Raw genomic sequence first — 24,252 nt, 5'->3', positions numbered from 1 at the left:
GTGGACGAGATCGACCGGGCCATCCTGCGCGAGCTGCAGACCGACGGCCGTATCGCCTACGCCGACCTCGGCCCGAAGGTCGGGCTGTCCGCCTCGGCGGCCCGCCAGCGCCTGCAACGCCTGCTGGACTCCAGGGCCGTTCAGGTCGTCGGCGTCACCGACCCGATGGCCATGGGCGGCCAGGCCATGGCCCTGCTCGGCATCGGCGTCGACGGCGACCCGCGCGTCGTCGCCGACGCCCTCGCCGAACGCCCCGAGGTGGTCTACTCCGTGCTCACCTCCGGCGGGTTCGACCTGTTCGCGGAGGTGGTCGCGCCGGGCCCCAAGGACCTGCTGGACTTCGTCAACGACGTGGTCCGGCCGATCGAAGGCGTCCGCGAGATCCAGTCCTTCCCGTACTTCGGCATCCACACCCACCGCTTCCTGTGGGACGTGGGCTGACCCGCCTGTCCCGCACGGGCACGGGATGCCGAGGTCAGGTGCCCGGCGGCTGGGGCGTCAGGACCAGCAGGGTGGCGTCGTCGCGCACCTCGTAGTGCCGTAGGCCGAGGTCCGTCCACACGGCGTCGGCCAGGTCGCCGGAGACGGTGTCCGCGATGTCGGACAGCCGCTCGGGCAGCGGATAGAAGGTGCCGGAGGCGTTCCGGGCCTCCCAGACGCCGTCGGAGGCCAGCAGCAGGCGGTCGCCAGGCCCGAGCGCCACGGTGACCTCCTTCGGGGGATCGGCGCCGATCAGTCCGAGGCCCAGCGGGGGAGCCGACGTGACGGTCACCTCGCGGGCCCGGCCTTCGTGCAGCAGCACCGGGGCCGGATGCCCGTAGGCGACCATCCGCACCGCCCGCGCGTCGGGCGTGAACTCCAGCAGCACCGCCGTCGCGAACAGCTCCGCGTGCCGCACACCCGCCGAGTCCACCCCCAGCCTGCGGTCCATGCGGGCCGCGACCGACGCCAGGTCCGGCTGGTCCAGCACCGCCTCCCGGAACGCGCCCAGCAGCGACACCACCGTCGCCATCGCCGCCAGCCCGTGCCCCTGCACGTCCCCCATCACCGCCCGGACGCCGTGCGGCCCCGCCCGCACGTCGAAGAAGTCCCCGCCCACCAACGTCCCGTCCTGGGCGGCCCGGTAGAAGCCCGTGCACCCCACCCGCCCCACGCGCTCCGGCAGCGGCGGCATCACGGCCTGCTGCACGGCCTCCCCGATCGCCCGCTCCATGACCAGCTGGGCGTCCCGGAGCCTGCGCACGTAGGAGAGGAACACACTCAGCAGGGCGACGAACACGATGGTGAGCAGATCGGTGTTGCCGGGACGGTTCAGGTGCGTCGACGGGAGGTGCAGCACCACGACGACCAGGGCGCCCATGACGGCCGTTGCCACCGGCCCGTACGACAGGACGGCGAGCGGCGGGATCGCGCCCAGCAGGAAGCCGAGATCGGCTGCGTGCGGGGTGACGAGCGTGGCCGTGGTCACCCCCACCAGCAGCGCCACCGGCAGCACCCGGACAGATCGCGGCGGTGGCGCGCCCCGCAGCCAGCCGCGCTCCTCCCGGTTCCGCCGCGACGACGAGCCGCGCACCGATCTCACATCCCCACGCTACGCCGTCGCCGGGAGGCGGGTGCACCGCGAAAAAAGCCGTCGACACCCGGCCGTCCGTCCTCCTAGCGTGTGCGGCACGCCCGAGACGGCACCGGAAGGAGGCGAGCGCCATGCAGTCCGCAGTCACCCAGCGCTCCCGCCTTCCCGTTCCTCGGGCGTGACACGTCTGACCGGGAGCGCGCCCCGCTGTACGCAGCACGCATCCCGGAGGAATCCATGACCGCTGTGGTCATCCGCACGCTCGACGAGAGCAGTGCTCACCTTTTCGACACCCTGCCCGACCCGCTGGGCTTCCGTGCGAAGCACCGGCAGACCCGGTACCGGCCCGACTGGAAGCGGGTCGCCCTGCGTGACGGCCGGGTCGTGGCCCGCGCCGCCTGGTGGGCGCGGCCGGAGGACCCCGAGCCGCTCGTCATCAACTGGTTCGACGTGGCCGAGGGCGAACAGGACGCGGGAGCCGAACTCCTGCGGACGGCACCCTGGCGCACCGAGGAACTCGAACTCGACCTGCCCGCCGGCTGGCGGGACGTCCCCGGTCTGCCAGCCGCCGTCACCACCCGAACCGCCGCCGCCCGCAAAGCAGGATACGAACCGCTCGTGGAACGCTTCATCTACCGCTGGACCCCGGACAACGGCCTGCCCGAGCGCCCCGGACGCCTCGTCTTCTCCGCCGAACCGGACGACACCGTCTTCTTCGACGCCCTGCGCCGCATCCACTCCGTCACCCTGGACGCCCACGCCCGGCGGGCCATCGAGCAGGGCGGAATCGACCAGGCCGCCCAGGAGGAACTCGACATCTTCCACTGGTTCCCGTCACCGCGCGCGTGGTGGCAGCTCGCCCGCACGCCCGAGGGTGAACCGGTCGGCATCCACATCCCGGCCCGCAATCCGAACGGACCGTGCATCGGCTTCATCGGCGTCCTCCCGGAGCACCGCGGCCGTGGCTACGCCTACGACCTGCTCGCCGAGTGCACCCACTTCCTCGTCGAACGCGACGCCGAGTTCATCGCCGCCGCCACCGACCAGGACAACTTCCCGATGGCCGCACACTTCACCAGGGCCGGCTACCCCGTCGTACGGGAGCGTCTCAACTTCTGGTCCGAGCGCGTTGTCAGTGCCGGGTGACAAGCTGACGGGGTGATCGGCGGCGGCGGAACGGGGGAGGGGCCATGGCCTTCGACGGTGAGGTGTGGCGGGTGCGTGCCGGGGAGGACTCCGTCGGCGAGATCCGGATCGACGAGGCCGACTTCCCCTGGCTGTCGGGGAGCTTCACCACCGGCCCGGCTTCGCCGCCGTACAGGACCTCTTCGCCCGTGAGCTGGCCCTGCTGGAGGACGAGCGCTGGGAGGAGTGGGAGTCCGCCTACGACGAGATACGGCGCCGTGTCTCGCTGTCCTCGCCGGACGGCCCGGTCTCCGAGTTCCTGCTGCACATCGAGGGGGACCGGGCCTGGTTCCGGTGGAGCGACGAACCGTTCGAGGAGGACCAGCCCTAGGACTGGGCGCTAGGCGAGGGAGGCCGGTTCCCCGGCCAGCTTTGCCTCTGCCGCCGCCAGGATCTCGGTGACCCGCAGGCCGAACGCGGCGTCGCAGGGGTGCGGGCGGCCGGTGCGGGTGGAGGTGAGCAGGGCGTCGGCGGCGCGGGTGAGGGCGGGAACGGCGCCCTCGGAGCTTCTCGGCAGGAGCGACACGCCGGCCTCGCCCCGCAGTTCGAGGTCGGCCCCGGCCGCCGCGGGCGGTGCCGTCAGGCTCAGCGTGAGCGTGCTGGACGTGCCCGTGGCGTGGTCGAGAACCAGGTGCACGGTGTCGGTGGGGCCGTACGCCGCCGCCAGGACCTGCCGTACGTCGCCGAGGACCGGGAGCAGAACGGACAGGGCATGCGGTCCCACGTCCCACAGCGCGCCCTTCTCCCGTCGCCAGGGAGAGGCCGCGAACGGGCTGTCGCTCGTGAACACCGCTCCAAGCCACTGCGCCCGCGCCGTGAACCAGCCCGCCGCCGTGGCCTGTTCGTCGATCCAGGCCTCCGGTTCCTTCTGGAAGCGTGTGGTGAAGAACACCACCGAGGCCACCCCGGCCCGCTCCGCGGCCTCGGCCACCGCCCGGGCCTCGGCGACCCCCACCGCCAATGGCTTGTCCAGGAGGAGATGACGGCCCGCCTGCGCAGCCCGTACCGCCAACTCGGCCTGCACGGACGGCGGAAGAGCCACCGCCACCGCGTCCACGTCGGCCAGCAGCGCGTCCACGTCGTCGTACGCCCCGACGCCGTACTGCTCAGCCAGCGCGGTGGCCGCCTCCGGGCGGCGGCCCCACACCCCGGCGAAGTCCAGGCCGGTGTGCCGGGCGAGCGCGGGGGCGTAGGCCGCCCGGGCCCACGGGCCCGTTCCCAGCAGTCCGATGCGCATCTCGCGTTCCTTTCCGCTGACCGGTCGCCACGGCCTCACGATGCCGTGTCCCGGCCGCCGTTGACGTACGGCACCGCATGGTCCCCGTGCCCGGCCAGCCACTGCGCGATGGTCTCGGCGATCGGCTGGCCGGTGTCCATCTCCACGAAGCCGAACTGGCCCGACTGGTTGCACTCCAGGAACCACCAGATCCCGTCCGAGTCCTCCGCGAAGTCGAAGGCACCGTACGCGAGTTCGGCGTCCTTCAGGTAGCGCAGGACGGCTTCGGCGACGCGCGGGGGCACTTCAGCCGGGAGCCAGGGGGAGACCGACGGGGCGAAGCGGACGTCGATGTCGTCGGGGTGGCCGTCCGGGTCGGCCGGCTTGCGCGCGGCCAGCAGCCGCTCGCCGACGACCGTGAGCCGGATGTCGGCCCGCTTGGGGATCCGCCGCTGCAGCAGGGTCGGACCGAAGGCGACGGCCGCGAAGTCGGCGTCCGGCGCGACCCGGCTGGTGGGCACCGCCCGCGGCGGCTCCTGGGGATGCGCGCCGGAGACGGGCTTGACCACCAGGTCCGGGAAACGCTCGGCGAACTCCCGGGCCGCCTGCGGAAACGTGGTGATCAGCGTGGCCGGCACGGCGAGCCCGCTGAGCTGGGCGAGTCGCAACTGCCAGGGCTTGTGGCGGGCCCGGCGGGCCGCATCCGGATGGTTCATCCAGCGCGCGCCGGTACAGCGCAGCATGCCGTACAGCGCCTGGGCGGACTCCTCGGTCAGCCAGGCGGAGGGCTGGCCGGCGCGCAGGGCCGCGGCCCCCGGCCTGCGCACCCAGATGGAGCGCAGGCCGTTCATGCTCACCAGGCGCCCGCCGACGGACAGGTGTCCGCGGCAGGCGCCCTGCACGTACTCGCCCGACAGCGCCACGCCGTTGGTGAGGTCGGCGGGATCGAGCCGGACCACGGGCACGCCGGCCCGGCCCAACTGGAGGACCACCATGTCCGCCGTCACGTCCTCTTCACTGGTCAGGATGAGCACGGTCATCTTGCACCGGCCCGCGTTCAGTCGTCGAAGTGCGTTTTGGAGCCTGCCGTGGAGGTCGTTGTCCCCAGTGCTCTCAGGGTCGCGTGATCGGTGGCGGCGATCCGCCCGTCCGGGAGGACGTTCAACTGCAGTCCGGAGTCGTACGCGTACGGAGCGATGACGTCCAACTGCACAGCGGGGCGCGCGTAGTTGAGCGTGAACGGTTGCATGGTCTCTCCCTGATTCGGCTTTCACGTCCTTATACGAATCGAACGGGTGGTTGGTTTCCTTACACTCCGTAACCGGGGTCCGCAGAGGGGGCGTTCGGGGTGTCGGATAGGAGGACGTCACACCGGTCGAGGGGAGTTGCGCGGTCCGCCCGCGGGCGTGCGGTGCCTTACGTTCCGTTTCATTCCGTGAGGGCGCCGCGAGCCGCCGCGAGGGCCTGCTCGGCATAGCCGCGTCCGAACAGCACCACGTGCACCAGCAGCGGGAACAGCTGATGCAGGCCGACGCGCCGCCGCCAGCCGTCGGCCAGCGGCGCCGCCTCCTGATACCCGGCCAGCACCCGGTCCAGGTGCGGGCAGCCGAACAGCTGGAGCATCGCCAGGTCGGTCTCCCGGTGCCCGCCGTGCGCGGCCGGGTCGATGATCCGGACCGCCCCGTCTGTGGCCCACAGCACATTCCCGTTCCACAGGTCGCCGTGCAGCCGGGCGGGCGGCTCGGCCGGCCCGGCGAGTTCCGGCAGCCGCTCGCAGACCCGCTCGATCACGGCGGCCTCTGCGGGTCGGATCGTGCCGGCGTCGACCGCACCGCGCAGATACGGCAGCACGCGATGCTCGGCGTACCAGCCGGGCCAGTCCGACGCGGGCGTGTTGCGCATGGGGGCGAGGCCGATGTACGCCTCCTCCGGCCCGCCCGGCGGCGGCGCGCCGAACGCCGGTGCCCCGGCGGCGTGCAGGGCCACGAGGGCATGGCCGAAACGCAGCGCCGCCGCGGCGTCGGGCCGCCCGGTCGGCACGCGCTCGGTGACCATCCACCGCTCGTCGTGGCCGAGCACCTCCGGCACCCGGACCGCTCCCGCCGCGCCGAGCCAGCGCAGCCCGGTCACCTCGGCGCGTACCGCGCCGGGGGCGTCGCCACGCTTGACCATCACCGCCGTTCCCCCCTCCAGCGTCACCTCCGCGGGCGACCCGGACGGCGTCCGCGCGGCCGTGACCCGGCGCCCGGTGAGCCGGGACGCCGCCTGTCCCGGATCCTCGTCTCGTTTGACCACGGGCCCCAGCGTACGACCCGCAAATGAGGTTCCTCTGAGGGCACTTCGACCATTGATACGACTGATTTCGGCCAAACCCAGGCAGTAACTACCCGTGTTGGCGTCGTACGGCTAGCGTGAGGGCGCCGCGTCGCCACACCAGGGGCACAGGGCCCTGACGGGACTAGCGCGCGGCGGAGGGTTATCCCCCTTGACCACAGCATCCGTGCTGATGGCCGACGTCTTCGAGGTTCAGCCCTACACCTCCCACTGCGAAGTCATCTTCGGCGAGGGCGCACATGCCGTGATCGGCGTGTCGCCGGGCAACAGCTACTTCTCCGCCCAACGCCTGCATGACCTCGCCCGCTGGGGGCTGGACCACTTCGACAGGGTCGACTTCGTCTACACCGACCTGTACGTGGCCGAGATGTACGAGGCGTCCGGCTACGCGCCGGACGAGGCCCGCCGCAAGGCCGTGAAGAACCTGCGGGGCGTGCGCGCGAAGGTCCGCGACGCGGTGACGGAGGCCGACCCGGACGGCACCCGGCTCGACTGGCACCCGATGTCGGCCTTCCGCACCAACCCCGCCTACCAGGAGATCCACCGGCAGCTGCAGCACCGGCTGCACTCCGACAGCGACTTCCGGCGCGTCTGCGACGCCCTGGTGAGCCGCTTCCTGTCCGCCCGCGGCGAGCAGGCCAGCGAGCGGCAGCGCGAGGTGTGCCTGGAGTACGTGTGCGCCGAGGCGCCCCTGTTCCTGGACACCCCCGCCATCCTCAAGGTGCCCTCGTCGCTCAACTGCTACCACCAACTGCTGCCGATGGCCGAGCTGTTGTACTCCCGCGGCGCCGGACTGCGCGCCTCCCGCAACCAGGGCCACGCCATCGTGACGCCCGCCGACCGGCAAGGAGCCGCGGCATGACCACCGCCCCCGACATCCGCACCGAAGCGCCGCTGCCGGCCTTCCCGTTCTCCTGGGACGGCACCCGCGTGCCCGCCGAGGTCGAGGACCTGCGCGCCGCCACCCCCGTACGGCGCGTGCGGACCATCGCCGGCGACGAGGCGTGGCTGGTCTCCTCCTACGACCTGTGCCGGCAGGTCCTCATGGACGACCGCTTCTCCCTCAAGTACACCTCCGCGCCCGGCGTCCCCCGCCAGTACGCGCTCACGATCCCGCCCGAGGTCGTGAACAACATGGGCAACATCACCGGGGCGGGGCTGCGCCGGGCGGTGATGAAGGCGCTCAACCCCAAGGCGCCCGGCCTGCTGGACCGGCTGCGCGAGGACGCCCACCGCCTGGTGGACCTGATGGAGGCCGAAGGGCCGACGGCGGACCTGCGCGACGCGTTCTGCGAGCCGTACTCGGCGGGCATGCACTGCCGCATCCTCGGCATCCCGCAGACCGAGGCCCCGGCCTTCCTGCGCAGCCTCGACATCGCCTTCATGAACTCGGCGTGCCCGATCACCGGCGCGAAGATCAACTGGGACCGGGACATCACCCGGATGACCGCCCTGCTCGACGACCCGGCCACCCACGGGCTGATGGGCGAACTCGCCGCCCTGCGCGACGACCCCGACTATGCCCACCTGACCGACGAGATGCTGGCCACCGTCGGCGTCACCATGTTCGGCGCCGGCACCATCTCCACCTCGGGCTTCCTCGCCATGGCCCTGGTCTACCTGCTCACCCACCCCATGGCCACGGACCTGCTCAGGGACCGCCCCGACCTGATCGGTCCGGGGGTGGAGGAGCTGCTGCGGGTGAACCTCTCCATCGGCGACGCCCTGCCGCGCCTCGCGCTGGAGGACGTCCGGCTCGGCGACGTGCAGGTCCGCCGGGGCGAACTCGTCCTGGTCCTGGTGGAGGGCGCCAACCTCGACCCGGAGAAGTTCCCCGACCCGCACCGCTTCGACGTCCACCGCGACAACACCGCCGACCACCTCTCCTTCGGCGGCGGCGCCCACTACTGCCCCGCCACCGCACTCGGCCGCGCGCACGCCCGGATCGCCCTGGAGGTCCTGCTCGAACGCCTGCCGGACCTCATGCTCGCCGTGCCGCCGAGTCAATTGGTGTGGCGCACCGGCTTCATGAAGCGGATCCCTGAACGGCTCCCGGTGGCCTGGTAACCCAGGGGCTCCCCGTACGTCCTGTACGGCGTCCCGGTCCGGCACCCCGGACGGGGACGCCGACATGCGCCACCGTCACCGGCGCGCGGACTCCCGTCGCGTCAGCCCCACCGGATTGCCGGGCGGCAGCAGCCCCGAGTCCTCGACGGTGCGGGCCAGCGGCTCCAACAGCTCGGCCAGGCGTGCGGTGCGCTCCGCACCGAGCGCGCTCCACGGGCGCTCGGCGGCCTGGTCGGTCCGCATCTCGATGTGCGCGCGCCCGGCGACACCCGCGCGGGTCAGCGATCCGTCCTCGGCGAGGAAGCCGCGCTCCCGCAGGGCGGCCTCGGCCGCCGCCCAGTCCTCCGGCTCCCACCTGCGGGTCTCCCGCAGGAACGCCCCGTCCGACTCCCCGGCGGCCGCCTTGAGCACCATGGCCTCGACCGGCCCGAGCCCCAGGCCCACCAGGACGGCGACATGCCCGTCGCCCCGGTGCTCGCGCAGGGTCGTCAGGGCCTGCCACAGCCGCACCGTCGGCCGCTCGGGCCGCTCCAGCGCCTGGTTGGCCGCGGCCAGCACCCGTCCTGGAACGTCCGCCGCGGCCGCCGCCTCCCACGCGAGATCGGCCGCCTCCGCCAGCTCCGCCGAGCCCGTCACATCCGGCCCGAACAGACGGGTCATGGCCGCGTCCATGGCGTCCCCGCGGGCCGCCAGCACTTCCTCCGGAGCCGCGTACCCCCAGGCGTCGGGCAGCGCACGGGCCACCCGGGCGGGGTGGAAGACATAGAAGGAGCCGGTGACCACGGACGGCGACACCGCGCCCAACGGGGCCGCCCGCAGCGCGAAGTACCCCATCCAGAACCCGCGCAACCCCAGCCGGTCCGCCGCCTGCCTCGCCTCGGGCGCGAAGTACACGAGATCGTGCACCGGCTCGTACCGCTCCCACATCGTCCGTGCCGTCCCGCCCGCCACTGCTTCCTCCCACCGCGTCGGCCTGCCGTGCTGTCGGCACCAGCCTGCGCTATGACTGCTGTCATAACAAGCGGGTTCGGGTCGGTTTCCGGCCAGTGTGATCACTCGGGCAGGGCCTGGACGCGCCCGATGACATTGCCGAGCAGCCCCGTGAACCACACCCTGTGGTCGGGACCGGCGGCGATGCGGAACGGCACCTTGTCCGGGCCGCCCGGCACCGGGAAGGCGGTGATCCTGCCGGTCGCCTCGACGCGACCGATCCGGCCGGACTGATCGGCGTACCACACCTGCCCGTCCGGCCCGAGGGTGATGCCGCTGGGGCTGCTGTCCGGGTCGGGCAGTGGGATCCCGGTGACGCGTCCGGTGGAGTCGATCCGGTCGACCGAGTTCGAACCGGACGTGGTGAACCACATGCCGCCGGGGCCGGTGACGATGTCGTCGGGAAAGCCGGACGCGGGAGGCAGCGCGAACTCGGTGATCCGGCCGGAGCCGTCGATCCGCCCGATCTTCCCGCCGGTCAGTTCGGTGAACCACAGCGCTCCGTCGCCGCCCGCCGCGATGGAGTTCGGGGAGGCGCTCGGGGTCGGGACCGGGTACTCGGTGATCCGGCCGGAGGTGGTGATGCGGCCGATCCTGTTGCCGTCCGCCTCGGTGAACCAGAGGGCACCGTCCGGTCCGGGCGCGATGCCGGTCGGGAAGCCGCCGGCCGTCGGCACCGGGAACTCCGTGAGCTGCCCGGAGGTGGTGATGCGGCCGATCCTGTTCGCCGTCCCCTCGGTGAACCACAGCGCCTGGTCCCGGCCCGTGGTGATGGCGAGCGGGAAGCTGTCCGGACTGGAGGTGGGGAAGTCGGTGACCCTGCCTTCGACGGTGACCCGCCCGATCCGGCCGACTCCGGATGCCGCGAACCACATGGCCCCGTCCGGTCCCGTGGTGAGGCCGGCGGGGAGGGCGCCGGCCGTGGTCGTGATCGGAAACTCCGTCACATCGCCGACGTGGGCCCGGGCCGGTGCGGCGACGGCGGCGACCCCGGCCAGGGCACCCAGCGACGCCGTGAACAGTCGGCGGATGCCGCGCCCGAGCACGGCTGCGGCGGCGGTCATGGCTCGGCCCCTTCTCGTTCTCGGCGGGGCGAGCGACAGGGAGGCACCGCCGTGCCGTGATGGTTCGTCGGACTCAGGCTAGGGGCGCCCGCACGGCCGTACGACCGCGCTGGCCCGGACGGGGGACGGCACGGACGCCCCCGGTGGAGCGCTCCCTGCCTCACGGCCCCCTTGCCTGTCACAAGCATTGACGCGCCCCTCCCGCACCTCTACTTTCTGACCGGCTTACCGAACTCCGTTCGAAATACCGGAAGTTGAAGAGTCCCGGGAGAGACCACATGAGCGCAACCCCCCACCGCCAAGGCCTGCCCTCACGCCGGCTGTTCCTCGGCATGGCCGCCGCCGTGCCGCTGGCCACGGCCACCGACCTGACCCTGGGCGCCCGCCCCGCCCACGCCGCGGACTCCGCCTATGTCATGGGGTACTTCACCGAGTCACCGAACGGCACCGGCACCGACTACGGCCTGCACCTCGCCGTCAGCACGGACGCGCTGCGCTGGATGCCGCTCAACCAGAACAACCCCGTCGTCACCCCGACCGAAGGTGCCGGCGGGCTGCGCGACCCGTTCGTCCTGCGCAAGCAGAACGGCGCCTTCGTCGTCCTCGCCACCGACCTCAAGGGCACCGACTGGAGCTACGTCAGCCAGTACATCCACGTCTGGGACTCCGCCGACCTGCGCACCTTCACCCACTACCGCCGCCTCAAGCTGCACGACATGAACACCCATAGCTGGGCCCCGGAGGCATTCTGGGACGCGGGCCGCGGCCAGTACGGCATCATCTACTCGTCCGTGAACTCCAGCGGACACAACGTGATCATGGTGAACTACACCAGCGACTTCCAGACCGTCTCCGCCCCGCAGGTCTTCTTCGACCCCGGCTACGACGTCATCGACGGAGACCTCGCCGTAGCCGTCAACGGTGTCAACTACCTCTACTTCAAGAGCAGTTCGGCCCAGGCGCTGGTCGGCGCCAGATCCACCTCGCTGGACCCCGGGAGCTTCACCGTCTTCAGCGCGCCGACCGCCCATGGAGGCACCGAGGCCCCCATCCTCGTCAAGTCCCAGACCTCGGGCACCTGGTGGCTGTGGGGAGACACGTACACACCGAACGGCGTCTTCTACGCCTGGCAGAGCACCGACCTGGCCGCGGGCACCTGGACCGCCCTCGACCAGCGCACCTACACCCAGCCGGTCAACTCCAAGCACGGCACCATCCAGCCCATCACCACCACCGAGTACACCGACCTCGTGGCCAAGTGGGGCGCACCCGCCTGGAACCGGATCAAGTCCTACAACCACCCGGACCGCTACATCCGCCACGCCGACTACGTGGGCCGCATCGACGCCTACCCCTTCGACCCGTACGCCGACTCCCAGTGGAAGCTCGTCCCCGGCCTGGCCGACGGATCCGGTGTCTCCTTCCAGTCGGTGAACTACCCGACCCGCTATCTGCGGCACTACGCGTACCAGCTGCGCCTCGACGTGAACGACGGCACCTCGACCTTCGCCCAGGACGCCACCTTCCACCGGACCGCGGGCCTCGCCGACGCCGGCTGGACGTCGTTCCGCTCGCACAACTACCCCACCCGTTATCTCAGGCATTCGGACTATGTCCTGCGCATCGACCCGATCTCCACGGCCACGGACCAGGCGGACGCGACGTTCCTCGTGGGCTACTGACGGCGCCGGCCGAGCGGCGGGCGGACGGGTGACGGGGGCTGGTCCGAACGAGGGGTGTTCCGGCGTGTCGCTGGGACAGACGGGTGGAGTGATGACCCGGCTGGGCGGCCCGGATGGTGCGGGGCAACCGCCTGACTGACGGTGGTTCATGTCGAGGCCGGGTTCATTCAGCCGATGTCGAATCCGCTGCCCGGCCACGGCGGAAGGATCTCGACATGCGTTCTGCCCGCATCCTGCTCGCCACGGCGGCCGCCGCGGCCGCCCTCTCCTTTGTCACACCCGGCGCCGTGTTCGCCGTATCGACCGGGGACGACGGCGGCCGTGACGACTCCTCGTACAGCAGGGACAAAGACAGCGATTCCGGCGGCGGCCGCGACAAGGGCTCCGGCGGCGACCACGACAACGACTACAGCACGGACCGCGACAGCGGTGGCAGCCACGACTCACCGCGCGGCGGAATGCACACGGGCGGCGGCGCCCTCGCCGCGGTGCGGGGTGACGACGACTGGAGCTCGAGCAGCGACGACAGCAGGTTCGACCCCGAGACCTACAAGAACAAGGACGAGGACAAGGGAGACAACGGCGACAAGGGAGATAAGGGGGACAAGGGTGACAGTGGCAAGGGGGACAAGGAGGACAGCGACTGGGGCGGCGGGGGTGACGACCAGGACAAGCCGCGCGGCGGCATGCACACCGGAGGCGGCGCCCTCGCCACGCCCGGTGTGACCGCGGGCGGGCTCGCCGTGCTCGCGGTAGGCGCCACCGGCATGTACGCACTGCGCCGGAAGAAGGCCACCGAGCCGGCGTCCTGACCGGACTCCCCCATGCCAGGGATGCGGCCGCCGTCGGCGCACACCGCGCCGGCGGCCCGCCCCCGGGCCCAGATCCGCGTGCTGCCGTGCCCGAGTGAGGTGGTGTCCGATGGCAGCAGATCCCTCCTCCCCGCCCCCCGCCGAACCGGCGAAGGACCAGCCGACCCCCGGCCTCGGCGGCCGGCTGACCCTGTGGGGCGTGGCGATCGCCGTCCTCGCCGTCAGCCTGTTCGGCGGCCATCACGGTGCGAACGACACCCCGGACGTTTCCCGTACCGCGGGCGCGACCGGCGCCGCCACGGGCGACTCCCTCCAGGCCGGCCGGCCGCTGCCCCATTCCGTGCCGATCCGGCTCCTCATCCCGAAGATCTCCGTGGACGCACCCTTCGCCGCCCTCTCCCTCGACCCCTCCGGGCAGCTCGAGCCCCCACCGGCGGCCAACACCAACCTGGTCGGCTGGTACTCCGAAGGCGCCTCGCCCGGCGAGGCGGGCACATCGGTCATCGCCGGACACGTCGACACGCCGACCTCCGCGGCCGTCTTCGCCAACCTCGACCAGCTGGAGACCGGCGACCGGTTCTCCGTCGACCGGGCCGACGGGCAGCGGGCGAACTTCGTCGTGGACGACACGGAGACCTTCGCCAAGGACGACTTCCCGAGCAAGCGCGTGTACGCCGACACGGCGCGCCCCGAGGTCCGGCTCATCACCTGTGCGGGGGACTACGACCACTCGGTGGAGGACTACACCGACAACCTGGTGGTCTTCGCCCACCTCGTGTGACGCCCCGGCGGACCGGTACGGGTCAGGCGGCGCCGTCCGCGAAGGGACCGCCCGGGGCGAAGGCCCGCGCGGCGAAGCGCTCGCCGATCCTGCGGTGCGTGGCGGCGTCCGGGTGGAGGTCGTCGGGCAGCGGGAGTTCGACGCTGTCGGCCTCTCCGTACAGCTCACGGCCGTCGAGGTGGTAGAGGTGCGGGTCCTCGGCCGCCCGCTGCCGCACGATCCGGTCCAGCTCCTCCCGGATGACTCCCAGGGTGAGCTTGCCGTACGCCCGCTCCGCCGGATCGCCGGTGGCCCGGAACCGCAACTGCCCCGAACTCAGGGAGCCGAAGTCCAGGGCGCACGGGCCCGGCGTGTCCTCGTGGATGGGGCACAGGATCGGCGAGATCACGAGGAGAGGGGTGTCCGGCCGGCCCTCGCGGATGGTGTCGAGGAAGCCGTGGACGGCGGGGCCGAAGGCACGCAGCCGCATCAGGTCGGTGTTGACCACGTTGATGCCGAGCTTGACGCTGATCAGGTCGGCGGGAGTGTCGCGCAGGGTGCGTGCGGTGAACGGGTCGAGGAGGGCGCTGCCGCTCAGGCCGAGGTTGATCAGTTCCACCCCGCCGAGCGCGGCGGCGAGCGCCGGCCAGGTGGTGGTGGGGCTCGCGGCGTCGGAGCCGTGGCTGATGGAACTGCCGTGGTGCAGCCACACCTTGCGGCCCTCGTCCGGCACCGGCTCGACGGGCGCGTCGGTGCGCAGGGCGACCAGTTCGGTGGTCTCGTTGTGCGGCAGCCAGATCTCGACGTCCTTCACCGCGGCGGGCAGGCCGGTGAAGCGTACGGTGCCGACCGGGCCGGGCCGCTGCTCGGTGGTGCCGGCGGCCATGTCGATCGTCAGGGTGTTGCCGCCGGTGACGGACGCGCTGCCGGCCGGGTGCCCGTCGACGAGCAGGTCGTACAGGCCGTCCGGGCGTGGCGGGGCGCCGACGTAGACCCGTTTGGTCGGCAGCGTGTCCAGCTCGACGGCGGTGGCGCGCGTGCGGAACACCAGCCGCACGCCCGACGGCTGGGACTCCACCATGTGCAGCTGCGGGTCGGCGCACTGGGCCCGGGCCCGGGCCGGAAGCCGGTGCGGCAGCAGTCCGTGCTCGGTGCGTTCCAGGTCGAGGGCGCCGCGTATGAGGCCGGCGGTCAGGGGGATGGTGAGCCAGTCGTACGAGGGCATCGGTGCGAGCCTGTCGCTAGAAGGGGAAGAGGGGGAGTCAGGGCGTCGGCCAGTTGCGCAGCAGTACGTCGAGGGCGTCCAGGATCCGGGTCCAGGACTCCTGCGAGTCGGGGGCGCTGTGGCTGAACCCGCCGGCCGACTCGAGGCTGACGTAGCCGTGGAAGACGCTGCCGAGCAGCCGGACCGCATGGGTCTGGTCGGGCTCGGCCAGGTCGTAGCCGCGCAGGATCGCCCGGGTCATCTGGGCATGCCGGCCGCCGGCGCTCGCGGCGGCGGCCTCCGGGTCGAGCCGGAACCGGGCCGCCTCGTAGCGGCCGGGGTGCTCGCGGGCGTAGTCGCGGTAGACGTTCGCGAAGGCCTGGAGGGCGTCCTTGCCGGCCCGGCCGGCCAGCGCGTCGGCGGCGCGGTCGGCGAGTTCCTCCAGTGCGAGCAGGGCGATCCCGGTCTTGAGCTCCTGGGAGTTCTTCAGGTGCGAGTACAGGCTGGCGGCCTTGACGTCGAAACGCCGGGCCAGCGCGGACACCGTCACCTGCCCGAAGCCGACCTCGTCGGCCAGCTCCGCTCCCGCACGGACGAGACGCTCCGCGGTCAGTCCTGCGCGTGCCATGAGCTTCCTCCCATTTGCCGACATCGATTATGCAGCTGCCTAAAATGTTTAGGCAAGTGGCATAGTGCTGTAGTGAGGCTCGGCGTCCGAGAAAGGTGTGTCAGCCCGTCGACTCGCGGACGACCAGGGAGAAACGGCTGACGAACTCCTCCTGGTCCAGCGGCGGCCCCGCCCGCCCGATCCGTGCGGCCAGCAGCGCGACCGCCCGCTCGGCCATCCGGTCGTGGTCCGGGTCCACGGTCGACAGTGAGGGAACGAGGAACGCGCTCTCGTCGACGTTGTCGAAGCCGATCACCTTGACCTGCCCGGGCACCCGCACCCCGGAATCGGCCAGGCCGCGCAGCGCGCCCATCGCCACGGTGTCCGTCACACAGAACACGCCGTCGAAGCGCAGTCCCTCCGCCGCCATCGCCCGGGTCCGCCGGGCGGCGGCGTCCATGGTGAGCGACGGCAGGCTCTGCACCAGCTCCGGATCCACGGGCAGGCCCGCCGCCTCCAGCGCCTGCCGGTAGCCGGCGTGGCGCAGGCTCGACACGTCGACCTCGCCGCGCAGCTCCCCGCACAGGATGGCTATGCGCCGGCAGTCGCGCTCGATCAGGTGCCCCGTCGCGGCCGCGGCCGCCGCCACGTTGGGCATCGCGACGTGGTCGACGGGGCCGCCGAAGATCCGCTCGCCCAGGATGACCACGGGGGGGTCGACCCTGAGGGAGCCGACGTCGGCGGGGCCCATGCCGACGGTGGCCAGGATGAGCCCGTCGTAGAGCCGGTTGCGGGACAGGGCGAGCGCCGCCAGCTCGTTCTCCCGCCGGGCGCCGGTCTGTTCGATGCTCACCCGCAGGCCGTGCCGGGCCGCCGCCGTGATGATGGCGGCGGCCAGCCGGCCGTAGTACGGGCGGTTCACCTCGGGGACGGCGAGACCGATGGTTCCGGTACGGCCCTTGCGCAGATTGCGGGCGGCCACGTTGACGCGGTAGTCGAGCCGGGCCATCGCCTCCAGGACGCGCTGCCGGGTGGCGGGGCGGACGTTGGGGTGGTCGTTGATGACGTTGGACACGGTCATCGCCGACACCCCGGCCGCCTTCGCCACGTCCTGGATCGTCGCCACGCTCACTCCCGCCCGGTGTCCTCCGCAAGACGATAGAGGGCGGCACCGTGGGCGGGCAGGCCGACGGTCAGGTGGCGGCCGTCGTGCGGGGTGTCGGTACGGGTCCACAGTTCGCGGACGCGGTCGCCGCGGAGGGCGTCGACCGAGCCGAGCGGCACCTGGAACCGGCGGGGTTCGCCGGCCAGGGAGAACACGGCCGCGTAGCGGGTGGTGCCGTCGGTGTCGCGGGCGGTCCACAGGACGAGGTCGCCCTCGCGGAGCACCTCGCGGTTGCCGGTGCTGTGCCACAGGACGGCCAACGCCTCGTCGTTGGTGAGCAGTTCGAGCGTCTCCGGCGGGCTGCCGGGCAGGTCGCCGCCCATCATCAGCGGCGAGCGGGAGATCAGCCACAGGGTGAGCAGGCTGATCTGTTCCGGGCGGGTGAGCCGGCACAGCCGGTCCTCGCCGCGCTCGGCGCGGATGCCGATCCGGCCCAGGGGCAGCATGTCGGCGTCCGCCCAGCTGCCTTCGTCCTGCCAGGGAGCCCAGCGTGCCATCCGGGCGAACTGGGCCTCGACGTCCTCCCAACGGTCCCACAGGTCGTCGCAGACCCGCCACATGGTGGCGTTCGCCCGCAGATGGTCCAGGCGGGCGAGGGAGACGTCGGTGCCGGGGGAGAGGCTCAGCTCGATCGGCCGGCCGCTGCGCTCGACGGCCCGGGCGTACGCGGCGATCTCCCGCTCGTGGTAAGGGAAGAGCATGTCGTCGGCCTTGACGAAGTCCACGCCCCAGCGGGCGAACTGGGCGACCTGGGAGTCGTAGTACGCCTGGGCGCCCGGATGGTCGTGGTTCAGGCCGTAGTTGTCGGAGTTCCAGGGGCAGACGGAGCCGGTGTCGGCGATCTCGTCGGCGGTGAAGCCGGTGCCGGCGACGGGCAGCCGGGCGGCGACGGCCCGGCGCGGGATGCCGCGCATGATGTGCAGGCCGAAGCGCAGGCCGAGGTCGTGCACCCGCCGCGCGAGCGGGCCGAATCCGGCCCCGCCGGCGGCGGACGGGAACCGGTTCGGGGCGGGGAGCTGGCGGCCGTGGGCGTCGAGGACCAGCGGCGCGTCCGGGTTGTAGCCGTGGGCGCGGGCCGTCGGCTCGTACCACTGGATGTCCACCACCACGGTGTCCCAGCCGTGCGCGAGCAGGTGGTCCCGCAGGAACCCGGCGTTGGCGAGCACCTCGTCCTCGGTGACCGTGGTGCCGTAGCAGTCCCAGCTGTTCCAGCCCATCGGAGGGCGCAGGTGCCGGGCGGGCATCGGTCGGTCCATGCTCGACTCCGCTCAGTCCGCGAGGGTCACGGGCGCCTGGACCGTGACGAACGAGTGCGGCGGGAGGGTGAGGGACAGTCCCCGGCCGGTGACGGTCACGTCGTCGAAGGGGCGGGGTGTCACGGCCGTGGGCGACTGCTGGGTGTTGTGCGCCTGCAGCTTGTCGGCCGTCAGGACGCGGGCGTACGGCTCACCGATGCGGCCGCCGCGCAGGTCCAGGCTCACCTCGGCGGGCTCCTCGGCGTCCAGATTGCTCAGCGAGAGAAGCAGCGATCCGTCCTTGACGCTGGCGGAGGCCGACACCGTCTCCAGCTCGGCATCCCCGACCCGGCGCAGGGCGGACTCGGTCCGCAGGTGAACGGGGAGCGAAGTGGCGTCCTGATGGCCCTTGTTCATCTCGAACACGTGGTACGTCGGGGTCAGCACCAGCGCGTCCCCGTCGGTGAGGAGCATCGCCTGCAGGACGTTGACCGTCTGGGCGATGTTGGCCATGTACAGGCGGGCCGCGTGCCGGTGGAACACGTCGAAGTGGGTGCTCGCCACGAGCGCGTCCCGCATGGTGTTCTGCTGGAACAGGAAGCCGGGGTCGGTGCCGGGCTCCACGTCCCACCACGTGCCCCACTCGTCCAGGACGAGACCGACCGTGCGTCGTGGATCGTAGATGTCCATGACGGTGGAGTGGCCGGTGAGGATCCGGTCCACGCGCCGTGCGGACAGCATCGTGCGGTAGTGGTCGTCGACGCCGAACCCGGTGGCGCTGCCCTTCGCCTCCCAGGGGCCGGCCAGCGTGTAGTGGTGGACGGAGATGCCCTGGAAGTATGTGCGCGGGGTGGCCTCGCAGCCGAAGCAGCTGATCTGCTGCATCAGCGTCTCGGTCCACTTGTAGTCGTCGTCGGAGGCGCCCGAGGCGATGCGGTACAGCCTGTTGTCGCCGTGGTCGCGGCAGTACGTGGCGTACTGCCGGGCCAGGTCGGCGGAGTACTCGGCGCGCATGTTGCCGCCGCAGCCCCAGGTCTCGTTGCCGATGCCCCAGAACCTGACCCGCCACGGCTCCTCGCGGCCGTTGGCCTTCCTGAGCCGCACCATGGGGCTGTCACCGTCGCGGGTCAGGTACTCGACCCACTCGCTCATCTCACGGACGGTGCCGCTGCCGACGTTGCCGCTGATGTACGGCTCCGCGCCCAGCAGTTCGCACAGGGCCATGAACTCGTGGGTGCCGAAGTGGTTGTTCTCCTCGACGTTGCCCCAGTGCGTGTTGACCATCCGCGGCCGCTGCTCACGCGGGCCGATGCCGTCCCGCCAGTGGTACTCGTCGGCGAAACAGCCGCCCGGCCAGCGGAGGTTGGGGATGTGCAGGGCGCGCAGCGCCTCGACGACGTCGAGCCGGATGCCGCCCTCGTTCGGGATCGGGGAGTCCTCACCGACCCAGAAACCGCCGTACACACACCGCCCGAGATGCTCGGCGAAGTGGCCGTAGAGATGACGGCTGATCGTCGGACCCTCGATGTCGAGGTTGATGATCGCGGTGGCGGTGGGCACGACGGCACTCCAATCCGAGATCGTTTGTATCGATAAAAAAGCTGGCACCAAGGTGCGGTCGCGTCAAGAGAGCGGAGGGCGGCCGCGAACACCCACTTTTTTGTGGGTACTTGGCAGCCCCGCCCCACCGGGAGAGGCTGTTCTCCGAGGTCAGGGGCTGCCGGACAGGGGGTGGAGAGGTGAACGTGACAGGGCTTCAGGAAGCCGGCCGCGGCGCGACGAGCCGCTCCAGGCGGCGGTGGCCCCAGTCGGACAGGGGTCCCAGGGCCTCGGCCAGGTCGCGGCCGAACCCGGTCAGCGAGTACACGGTCTTCGGCGGCAGCACGTCGTGCACCTCCCGGTGCACCAGCCCGTCCGACTCCATCTCGCGCAGCGCCTGAGTCAGCACCTTCTCGCTCAGCCCCGGCAGCAGGCGCCGCAGTTCGCCCGGCCGGTGCGGACCGGACTCCAGCAGCCACAGCAGCGAGGTCTTCCACTTGCCGTCGATCACCGCGATCGCGGCGGTCACTCCGCACACGTTCGGATCCTGGGCACGGCTGCGCGTCATGCTCGTCCTTTTCCCTCGTCCGCTCGTCCGCTCGTCCGCTCGTCCGCTCGTCCGCTCGTCCGCCTGGCCGTTCGGCCACTTTTCTTTACTTATACGGGAGTTGAATCATGCCTGCACCCTCTGCGTCCTCCGCACGCTCCACGGTCACCGTGCTCGGTCTGGGCCCGATGGGCCGTTCGCTGGCCGGCGCCTTCCTGACGGCCGGGCTGCGGACCACGGTCTGGAACCGCACGCCGGGCAGGGACCGCGAGCTGATCGCACAGGGCGCCGTCGGCGCCGCGACCGCCGAGGAGGCCGTCGCCGCGAGCGACCTGATCGTCGTCTGCCTGGTGAACTACGACGCGGCCGACGCCGTCCTGCGCCAGGGCGCCGTCACCCGGGCACTGAAGGGCCGTACCGTCGTCAATCTCACCGCCGACACCCCCGGTCGCGCGCGGGACACGGCCGACTGGGCCGCAGCCCACGGCATCCGCTACCTGGACGGCGCGATCATGACCCCCGCACCGAGCATCGGCACGCCCGGCGCCGTGTTCCTGCACAGCGGCCCGCGGGACCTCTTCCAGAAGCAGCTGCCCCTGCTGGAGGCCCTGGGCGGCACGCACACCCACCTCGGCGAGGAGATCGGGCGCGCCGCCACGTTCGACATCGCGCTGCTCGACCTCTTCTGGACCGCGATGGCGGGCTACGCGCACGCCGTGGCGATCGCCAGGGCGGAGGGTGTCACCGCCCGGGAACTGGCACCCTTCGCCCAGGGCATCGGCGCCATCCTGCCGCCGCTCTTCGCGGAGTTCGCGGAGGACGCCGACACCGGCACCTACTCCGGGGCGATCAACCCCATCACCTCGGCCGTCTCCACCATGGCCCATGTCGTCGCCCACTCCGAGGCCCACGGCATCGACGCGGGCGTGATGCGCGCGGCGGAGGGCATGGCCCGCCGGGTCATCGGCCTGGGTCACGGCACGGACGGGTTCATCCGGGTCGCGGAGGTGCTCGGCCGGCACTGACGCCGGGCTGCGACTCCCCGTGCAGGCGGGCGGACGGAACGTAACGGACGCGGACCTGCGACTTGTGCGCGCGTCCGTGCGATGGAACGCTTCCGTCCGCCGGTCGCGACCACGGCCGGCGGAGCTGTGAGCATGGGCTTCCCGGGAGACGGACGGTCTCCCGGGGCCGGCCGTGGGACGAAACGGGGAGTGGACCGATGGAGCTGGAGCTTCGGCACCTGCGTGTGCTGTGCGCGATCGCCGACGCGGGCAGCGTGGGCCGTGCCGCAGCGCAGCTCGGGTACTCGCAGCCCGCCGTGAGCACCCAGCTCAGACGTATCGAGCGGCACCTGGGCGAGCCGCTCTTCGAACGCAGCGCGAGCGGAGTGCGGCCCACCCGGTACGGCGCCGAGGTCGTCGCCCAGGCCCGGGACGTGCTGGCCCGCGCCGACGCCATCGGCCACCGCCCCGCCTCCGCCCGGCCGCGCCGTACGCTGCGCGTGGCCGCGACCAACTCGCCCATGCTCTCCGGCACGGTGTCCCGCGTCCGCACCCGGCTGCCGGATCTGTCCCTCGCCGTGACCAGCGTCTACGCCTCCTCGCGGATCGTCGAACTGCTGGAGGAGGGCACGGTGGACGCGGCCATCGCCGCCGACTACCCGGGCATGGAGCTGCGGCACTCGACCGCCGTGCAACACCGCGGGATCGTCACCGAGCCGACGTTCGTCGCCCTGCCCTCGCGTCACCGCCTGCGCCAGTGCGCCCAGGTGCAGCTGGCCGACCTGGCCGAGGACGACTGGTTCGTGACCCCGGACGACGGCGCCGGCTGGCCCGGGGTGTTCTACGACGCCTGTGCCGCGGCCGGGTTCGCCCCCGTCGCCGTGCACGAGTTCCTCGGCGACCAGACCCAGCTGCAGAGCATGATCGCCGACGGTCTCGGTGTCTCCATGGTGCAGCCGACGCTGCGCCCGATCCCGCACGTCACGGTCAAGCCGCTGGCCGGCTCGCCGCTGTGGTGCCGTTATGTGCTGGCCTGGCGCCCCGACGCCGTCACCGCCGACGTCGTGGAGACGCTCTTCCAGTCGGCCCTCGGCGCCTACCGCGATCTGGTCGCCCAGGCACCGCACTTGAGGACCTGGGCTTCGCGCACCTGGAGCATCGCCGGGGCGTAGCGGCCGCCGTCGTCGCGTCGCAGCGGGCCGCGATGTTATGGGCCCGTAGTGCCATGTGCTATGTCACACGCCATTGTTGTGCGGGTGGCGCGCTGAGAGAGTGCCACACACGCCTCAACACCCCACCGAGGCGCATCCCTTCGTGGAGGAATCCCGATGCGCTATCGCTTCGCGCTGCCCAGACGCATGGCCGGTGCCGCCGCCGTCTGCGTCACCGTGGCCGGCCTGCTGTCCACGCCGGCGCTGGCAGCACCCCAGCCGCGGTCCGGTACCACCGCGCACACACCCGGCAGGCACACCCCGGCGCCACCCCCCACCGGCCCGACCACCGGTGGCACCGAACGCCCCGCGACCCAGGTGAAGAGCCTCAGTCCCGCCCAACTCCCTCCCCATGCACCGACGTTCACCCGCAGCATGGAGACCGCCCCGCACGGTGTGACCAAGGCGGCCTCCTGCACTCCGGCCGACTTCGGCAGCCGTACCGGATCCGCCCTCGTCTCGTTCGTGAAGGCGTCCTCCTCGGAGTGCGTGAACACCCTCTTCTCGGTCACCGGCAGGGACGCGCACGACATCTTCCGCCAGGCGCAGATGCTGAGCGTGGCGAACGCGTTCACACGTACGGCCGGGCAGTACCAGGGCGACAACTCCGGCAGCCTGCTGCAGCTCGTCCTCTTCCTGCGCGCGGGCTACTACGTGCAGTTCAACCACCCCGGTGACGTGGGCTCGTACACCTCCCGGCTCACCACCGCCGTCACGGGCGGCCTGGACACCTTCTTCGCCCGCTCCCACTCCCGGGACGTGACGGCCGCGAACGGTGACATCCTCGGCGAGACCGTCATCCTCACCGACAGCGCCGACCAGCAGGGCCGCTATCTGTACGTCTACCGGCGGCTGCTGGGTGACTACGACAGCTCCTACGACACCGTCGACAGCATGGTCAGGGCTGTCAACGACGTCTACACGCCGCTGTGGCGCGGCAACTGGAACCCGGCGTACGTGCAGGCGGTCGACGCCGACCCGCGCATCATCGACACCCTGTACGACTTCGCGCTGGCCAACACCGACCAGCTCGGCACCGATCTGGCCTTCCTGGACTCCAACGCCGGGATGAACCTGGCCCGTTACGTCGAGCACCCTGAACTGCGCGAGACCGTCCAGCCGTTGACCAAGGATCTGCTCGACCAGACCGAGATCACCGGTCCCACGGCCGGGCTCTGGGTGGCCGTCGCCACGCAGGCCAACTACTACGACAGCGCCAACTGCGCCTACTACGACGTCTGCGACCTGCCGGCGAAGCTCACCAAGGCCGTCCTGCCGATCAGCCACCAGTGCGACGCGAACGTCACGATCCTCGCCCAGTCCCTGACCGCCGACGACCTCGACGCCGCCTGCGCCAGTGTGCTGAACCAGAGCACCTACTTCCGCGGCGTGGTCAAGGCCGGCGGAGCGATACCCGGACAGTACGTGTCCACGATCCAGCTCGTGGTCTTCGCCAGCCGGACCGACTACCAGACCTACGCCGGCCCGATCTACGGCATCAGCACCGACAACGGCGGTATGACCCTCGACGGCGACCCGTCCGACCCGGCCAACCACGTCACGTCGATCATGTACCAGAAGAACTACGACGACGGCTTCGTGGCCCGGATCTGGAACCTCAACCACGAGTACACGCACTTCCTCGACGGCCGCGACGACATGAAGGGCGACTTCACTCATCAGATCTCGGTGCCGGACGTGTGGTGGATCGAAGGTGTCGCGGAGTACGTGTCCTACAGCTACCGGGGTCTCGCCGACGACCAGGCGATCCAGGAGGCCGGCAAGCACACGTACAAGCTGAGCACCCTGTTCGAGAACACGTACGACAACAGCGACGTGACCCGCACCTATCCGTGGGGCTACCTCGCCGTGCGCTACATGACCGAGCGGCACCCCGACGACGTCCAGCGCATGCTCGACCGCTTCCGCGCCGGTGACTACGCCGGCGGATACGCCGTCTACCACGACGGCATCGGCACCCGCTACGACGCCGACTTCGACCAGTGGCTCACGGCGTGCGCCGCGGGCGCCTGCGCCAGGCCTTCGGCGGCCTGACC

23 protein-coding genes and 1 pseudogene are annotated in these 24,252 nt (G+C 71.7%); 11 read left to right on the top strand and 13 right to left on the bottom strand.

Annotation, left to right across the window (positions count from 1 at the left end; all coding sequences use genetic code 11):
• A complete protein-coding gene (locus tag ACFY3C_RS34200) occupies window positions 1-441 on the top strand; it encodes an Lrp/AsnC family transcriptional regulator (protein WP_145887395.1) in 441 nt (146 codons plus the stop codon).
• A gap of 34 nt (window positions 442-475) precedes the next feature.
• Here the strand turns inward: ACFY3C_RS34200 and ACFY3C_RS34195 are convergent, their stop codons facing one another.
• Entirely contained in the window at window positions 476-1,582 is a 1,107-nt protein-coding gene (locus ACFY3C_RS34195) for a PP2C family protein-serine/threonine phosphatase (RefSeq protein WP_390773556.1), read from the bottom strand.
• Between the two features lie 228 nt (window positions 1,583-1,810).
• On the opposite strand from ACFY3C_RS34195, the gene ACFY3C_RS34190 reads away from it, so the two are divergent.
• Together ACFY3C_RS34190 and ACFY3C_RS34185 are read left to right on the top strand one after the other, a co-directional pair.
• On the top strand, window positions 1,811-2,719 hold the full coding sequence (locus tag ACFY3C_RS34190) for a GNAT family N-acetyltransferase (protein ID WP_390773555.1): 909 nt from the start codon (window positions 1,811-1,813) through the stop codon (window positions 2,717-2,719).
• Between the two features lie 44 nt (window positions 2,720-2,763).
• Window positions 2,764-3,089, top strand: a pseudogene (locus tag ACFY3C_RS34185) (hypothetical protein).
• A gap of 9 nt (window positions 3,090-3,098) precedes the next feature.
• Here ACFY3C_RS34185 and ACFY3C_RS34180 read toward each other — a convergent pair.
• The 4 genes from ACFY3C_RS34180 to ACFY3C_RS34165 all read right to left on the bottom strand — a co-directional run bounded on the left by ACFY3C_RS34180 (window position 3,099) and on the right by ACFY3C_RS34165 (window position 6,269).
• On the bottom strand, window positions 3,099-3,995 hold the full coding sequence (locus ACFY3C_RS34180) for a Gfo/Idh/MocA family protein (protein ID WP_390773554.1): 897 nt from the start codon (window positions 3,993-3,995) through the stop codon (window positions 3,099-3,101).
• A 35-nt stretch (window positions 3,996-4,030) separates the two neighbouring features.
• Window positions 4,031-5,014 carry an ATP-grasp ribosomal peptide maturase gene (gene tgmB, locus ACFY3C_RS34175; protein ID WP_390773553.1) on the bottom strand — a complete coding sequence of 328 codons (984 nt, stop codon included), beginning with the start codon at window positions 5,012-5,014 and terminating at the stop codon, window positions 4,031-4,033.
• Window positions 5,015-5,031: 17 nt separating this feature from the next.
• A complete protein-coding gene (tgmA, locus tag ACFY3C_RS34170; protein ID WP_189893498.1) occupies window positions 5,032-5,223 on the bottom strand; it encodes a putative ATP-grasp-modified RiPP in 192 nt (63 codons plus the stop codon).
• Window positions 5,224-5,402: 179 nt separating this feature from the next.
• Window positions 5,403-6,269 carry a fructosamine kinase family protein gene (locus tag ACFY3C_RS34165; RefSeq protein WP_390773552.1) on the bottom strand — a complete coding sequence of 289 codons (867 nt, stop codon included), beginning with the start codon at window positions 6,267-6,269 and terminating at the stop codon, window positions 5,403-5,405.
• 190 nt (window positions 6,270-6,459) lie between these two features.
• On the opposite strand from ACFY3C_RS34165, the gene ACFY3C_RS34160 reads away from it, so the two are divergent.
• Both ACFY3C_RS34160 and ACFY3C_RS34155 read left to right on the top strand, forming a co-directional pair.
• Window positions 6,460-7,170, top strand: coding sequence for a tRNA-dependent cyclodipeptide synthase (locus tag ACFY3C_RS34160; RefSeq protein ID WP_386578798.1), 711 nt, complete (start codon window positions 6,460-6,462; stop codon window positions 7,168-7,170).
• Window positions 7,167-8,375, top strand: coding sequence for a cytochrome P450 (locus ACFY3C_RS34155; RefSeq protein WP_390773551.1), 1,209 nt, complete (start codon window positions 7,167-7,169; stop codon window positions 8,373-8,375). The genes ACFY3C_RS34160 and ACFY3C_RS34155 overlap by 4 nt, the downstream gene beginning before the upstream one ends.
• A gap of 75 nt (window positions 8,376-8,450) precedes the next feature.
• On the opposite strand, the gene ACFY3C_RS34150 is transcribed toward ACFY3C_RS34155, so the two are convergent.
• Window positions 8,451-9,326, bottom strand: a complete 876-nt coding sequence (locus ACFY3C_RS34150) for a hypothetical protein (protein ID WP_390773550.1) — start codon at window positions 9,324-9,326, stop codon at window positions 8,451-8,453.
• 101 nt (window positions 9,327-9,427) lie between these two features.
• Window positions 9,428-10,429 carry a hypothetical protein gene (locus ACFY3C_RS34145; protein ID WP_390773549.1) on the bottom strand — a complete coding sequence of 334 codons (1,002 nt, stop codon included), beginning with the start codon at window positions 10,427-10,429 and terminating at the stop codon, window positions 9,428-9,430.
• Between the two features lie 278 nt (window positions 10,430-10,707).
• Between ACFY3C_RS34145 and ACFY3C_RS34140 the strand changes: the two genes are divergently transcribed.
• The 3 genes from ACFY3C_RS34140 (at window position 10,708) to ACFY3C_RS34130 (ending at window position 13,704) form a co-directional block, all read left to right on the top strand.
• The gene (locus ACFY3C_RS34140; RefSeq protein ID WP_390773548.1) at window positions 10,708-12,111 is read left to right on the top strand and encodes a glycoside hydrolase family 43 protein; all 1,404 of its coding nucleotides are present in this window, start codon (window positions 10,708-10,710) and stop codon (window positions 12,109-12,111) included.
• Window positions 12,112-12,326: 215 nt separating this feature from the next.
• On the top strand, window positions 12,327-12,923 hold the full coding sequence (locus ACFY3C_RS34135; RefSeq protein ID WP_390773547.1) for a hypothetical protein: 597 nt from the start codon (window positions 12,327-12,329) through the stop codon (window positions 12,921-12,923).
• Between the two features lie 109 nt (window positions 12,924-13,032).
• On the top strand, window positions 13,033-13,704 hold the full coding sequence (locus ACFY3C_RS34130) for a class F sortase (RefSeq protein WP_390773546.1): 672 nt from the start codon (window positions 13,033-13,035) through the stop codon (window positions 13,702-13,704).
• Window positions 13,705-13,726: 22 nt separating this feature from the next.
• Here the strand turns inward: ACFY3C_RS34130 and ACFY3C_RS34125 are convergent, their stop codons facing one another.
• The 6 genes from ACFY3C_RS34125 to ACFY3C_RS34100 all read right to left on the bottom strand — a co-directional run bounded on the left by ACFY3C_RS34125 (window position 13,727) and on the right by ACFY3C_RS34100 (window position 20,001).
• Window positions 13,727-14,908 (bottom strand): GDSL-type esterase/lipase family protein, encoded by a 1,182-nt coding sequence (locus ACFY3C_RS34125; RefSeq protein WP_390773545.1) that lies wholly within the window; start codon window positions 14,906-14,908, stop codon window positions 13,727-13,729.
• A 37-nt stretch (window positions 14,909-14,945) separates the two neighbouring features.
• Complete coding sequence (locus tag ACFY3C_RS34120) at window positions 14,946-15,515, bottom strand: TetR/AcrR family transcriptional regulator (RefSeq protein WP_386578790.1); 570 nt, start codon at window positions 15,513-15,515, stop codon at window positions 14,946-14,948.
• Window positions 15,516-15,615: 100 nt separating this feature from the next.
• The gene (locus ACFY3C_RS34115) at window positions 15,616-16,620 is read right to left on the bottom strand and encodes a LacI family DNA-binding transcriptional regulator (RefSeq protein WP_390773544.1); all 1,005 of its coding nucleotides are present in this window, start codon (window positions 16,618-16,620) and stop codon (window positions 15,616-15,618) included.
• 2 nt (window positions 16,621-16,622) lie between these two features.
• Window positions 16,623-17,915 (bottom strand): glycoside hydrolase family 27 protein, encoded by a 1,293-nt coding sequence (locus ACFY3C_RS34110; RefSeq protein WP_390773543.1) that lies wholly within the window; start codon window positions 17,913-17,915, stop codon window positions 16,623-16,625.
• 12 nt (window positions 17,916-17,927) lie between these two features.
• Window positions 17,928-19,454 carry an alpha-N-arabinofuranosidase gene (locus ACFY3C_RS34105; RefSeq protein ID WP_390773542.1) on the bottom strand — a complete coding sequence of 509 codons (1,527 nt, stop codon included), beginning with the start codon at window positions 19,452-19,454 and terminating at the stop codon, window positions 17,928-17,930.
• 196 nt (window positions 19,455-19,650) lie between these two features.
• Entirely contained in the window at window positions 19,651-20,001 is a 351-nt protein-coding gene (locus tag ACFY3C_RS34100) for a winged helix-turn-helix transcriptional regulator (RefSeq protein ID WP_386578786.1), read from the bottom strand.
• A 107-nt stretch (window positions 20,002-20,108) separates the two neighbouring features.
• Here ACFY3C_RS34100 and ACFY3C_RS34095 point away from each other — a divergent pair, with 107 nt between their 5' ends.
• The 3 genes from ACFY3C_RS34095 to ACFY3C_RS34085 all read left to right on the top strand — a co-directional run bounded on the left by ACFY3C_RS34095 (window position 20,109) and on the right by ACFY3C_RS34085 (window position 24,250).
• Window positions 20,109-21,005: an NAD(P)-dependent oxidoreductase gene (locus ACFY3C_RS34095; RefSeq protein ID WP_386578785.1), complete on the top strand. Its 897-nt coding sequence runs from the start codon at window positions 20,109-20,111 to the stop codon at window positions 21,003-21,005.
• Window positions 21,006-21,202: 197 nt separating this feature from the next.
• Window positions 21,203-22,156, top strand: a complete 954-nt coding sequence (locus tag ACFY3C_RS34090; RefSeq protein ID WP_390773541.1) for a LysR family transcriptional regulator — start codon at window positions 21,203-21,205, stop codon at window positions 22,154-22,156.
• A 156-nt stretch (window positions 22,157-22,312) separates the two neighbouring features.
• Window positions 22,313-24,250, top strand: coding sequence for a collagenase (locus tag ACFY3C_RS34085; protein WP_390773540.1), 1,938 nt, complete (start codon window positions 22,313-22,315; stop codon window positions 24,248-24,250).
• Window positions 24,251-24,252: the final 2 nt, after the last annotated feature.

Origin of the sequence: Streptomyces sp. NPDC001410 (genome assembly GCF_042895235.1) — a bacterium.
Taxonomy (GTDB): domain Bacteria; phylum Actinomycetota; class Actinomycetes; order Streptomycetales; family Streptomycetaceae; genus Streptomyces.
This window is presented reverse-complemented; position numbering and strand designations above follow the sequence as displayed.

What these genes read in the sequence shown, in the direction of transcription:
- ACFY3C_RS34120 (WP_386578790.1), bottom strand. Translation starts at nt 15,515, where the DNA reads ATGGCACGCGCAGGACTGACCGCGGAGCGTCTCGTCCGTGCGGGAGCG.
- ACFY3C_RS34110 (WP_390773543.1), bottom strand. Translation starts at nt 17,915, where the DNA reads ATGGACCGACCGATGCCCGCCCGGCACCTGCGCCCTCCGATGGGCTGG.
- ACFY3C_RS34125 (WP_390773545.1), bottom strand. Translation starts at nt 14,908, where the DNA reads ATGCCCTCGTACGACTGGCTCACCATCCCCCTGACCGCCGGCCTCATA.
- ACFY3C_RS34145 (WP_390773549.1), bottom strand. Translation starts at nt 10,429, where the DNA reads ATGACCGCCGCCGCAGCCGTGCTCGGGCGCGGCATCCGCCGACTGTTC.
- ACFY3C_RS34180 (WP_390773554.1), bottom strand. Translation starts at nt 3,995, where the DNA reads ATGCGCATCGGACTGCTGGGAACGGGCCCGTGGGCCCGGGCGGCCTAC.
- tgmB (WP_390773553.1), bottom strand. Translation starts at nt 5,014, where the DNA reads ATGACCGTGCTCATCCTGACCAGTGAAGAGGACGTGACGGCGGACATG.
- ACFY3C_RS34085 (WP_390773540.1), top strand. Translation starts at nt 22,313, where the DNA reads ATGCGCTATCGCTTCGCGCTGCCCAGACGCATGGCCGGTGCCGCCGCC.
- ACFY3C_RS34135 (WP_390773547.1), top strand. Translation starts at nt 12,327, where the DNA reads ATGCGTTCTGCCCGCATCCTGCTCGCCACGGCGGCCGCCGCGGCCGCC.
- ACFY3C_RS34130 (WP_390773546.1), top strand. Translation starts at nt 13,033, where the DNA reads ATGGCAGCAGATCCCTCCTCCCCGCCCCCCGCCGAACCGGCGAAGGAC.
- ACFY3C_RS34190 (WP_390773555.1), top strand. Translation starts at nt 1,811, where the DNA reads ATGACCGCTGTGGTCATCCGCACGCTCGACGAGAGCAGTGCTCACCTT.
- ACFY3C_RS34090 (WP_390773541.1), top strand. Translation starts at nt 21,203, where the DNA reads ATGGAGCTGGAGCTTCGGCACCTGCGTGTGCTGTGCGCGATCGCCGAC.
- ACFY3C_RS34100 (WP_386578786.1), bottom strand. Translation starts at nt 20,001, where the DNA reads ATGACGCGCAGCCGTGCCCAGGATCCGAACGTGTGCGGAGTGACCGCC.
- tgmA (WP_189893498.1), bottom strand. Translation starts at nt 5,223, where the DNA reads ATGCAACCGTTCACGCTCAACTACGCGCGCCCCGCTGTGCAGTTGGAC.
- ACFY3C_RS34155 (WP_390773551.1), top strand. Translation starts at nt 7,167, where the DNA reads ATGACCACCGCCCCCGACATCCGCACCGAAGCGCCGCTGCCGGCCTTC.
- ACFY3C_RS34095 (WP_386578785.1), top strand. Translation starts at nt 20,109, where the DNA reads ATGCCTGCACCCTCTGCGTCCTCCGCACGCTCCACGGTCACCGTGCTC.
- ACFY3C_RS34140 (WP_390773548.1), top strand. Translation starts at nt 10,708, where the DNA reads ATGAGCGCAACCCCCCACCGCCAAGGCCTGCCCTCACGCCGGCTGTTC.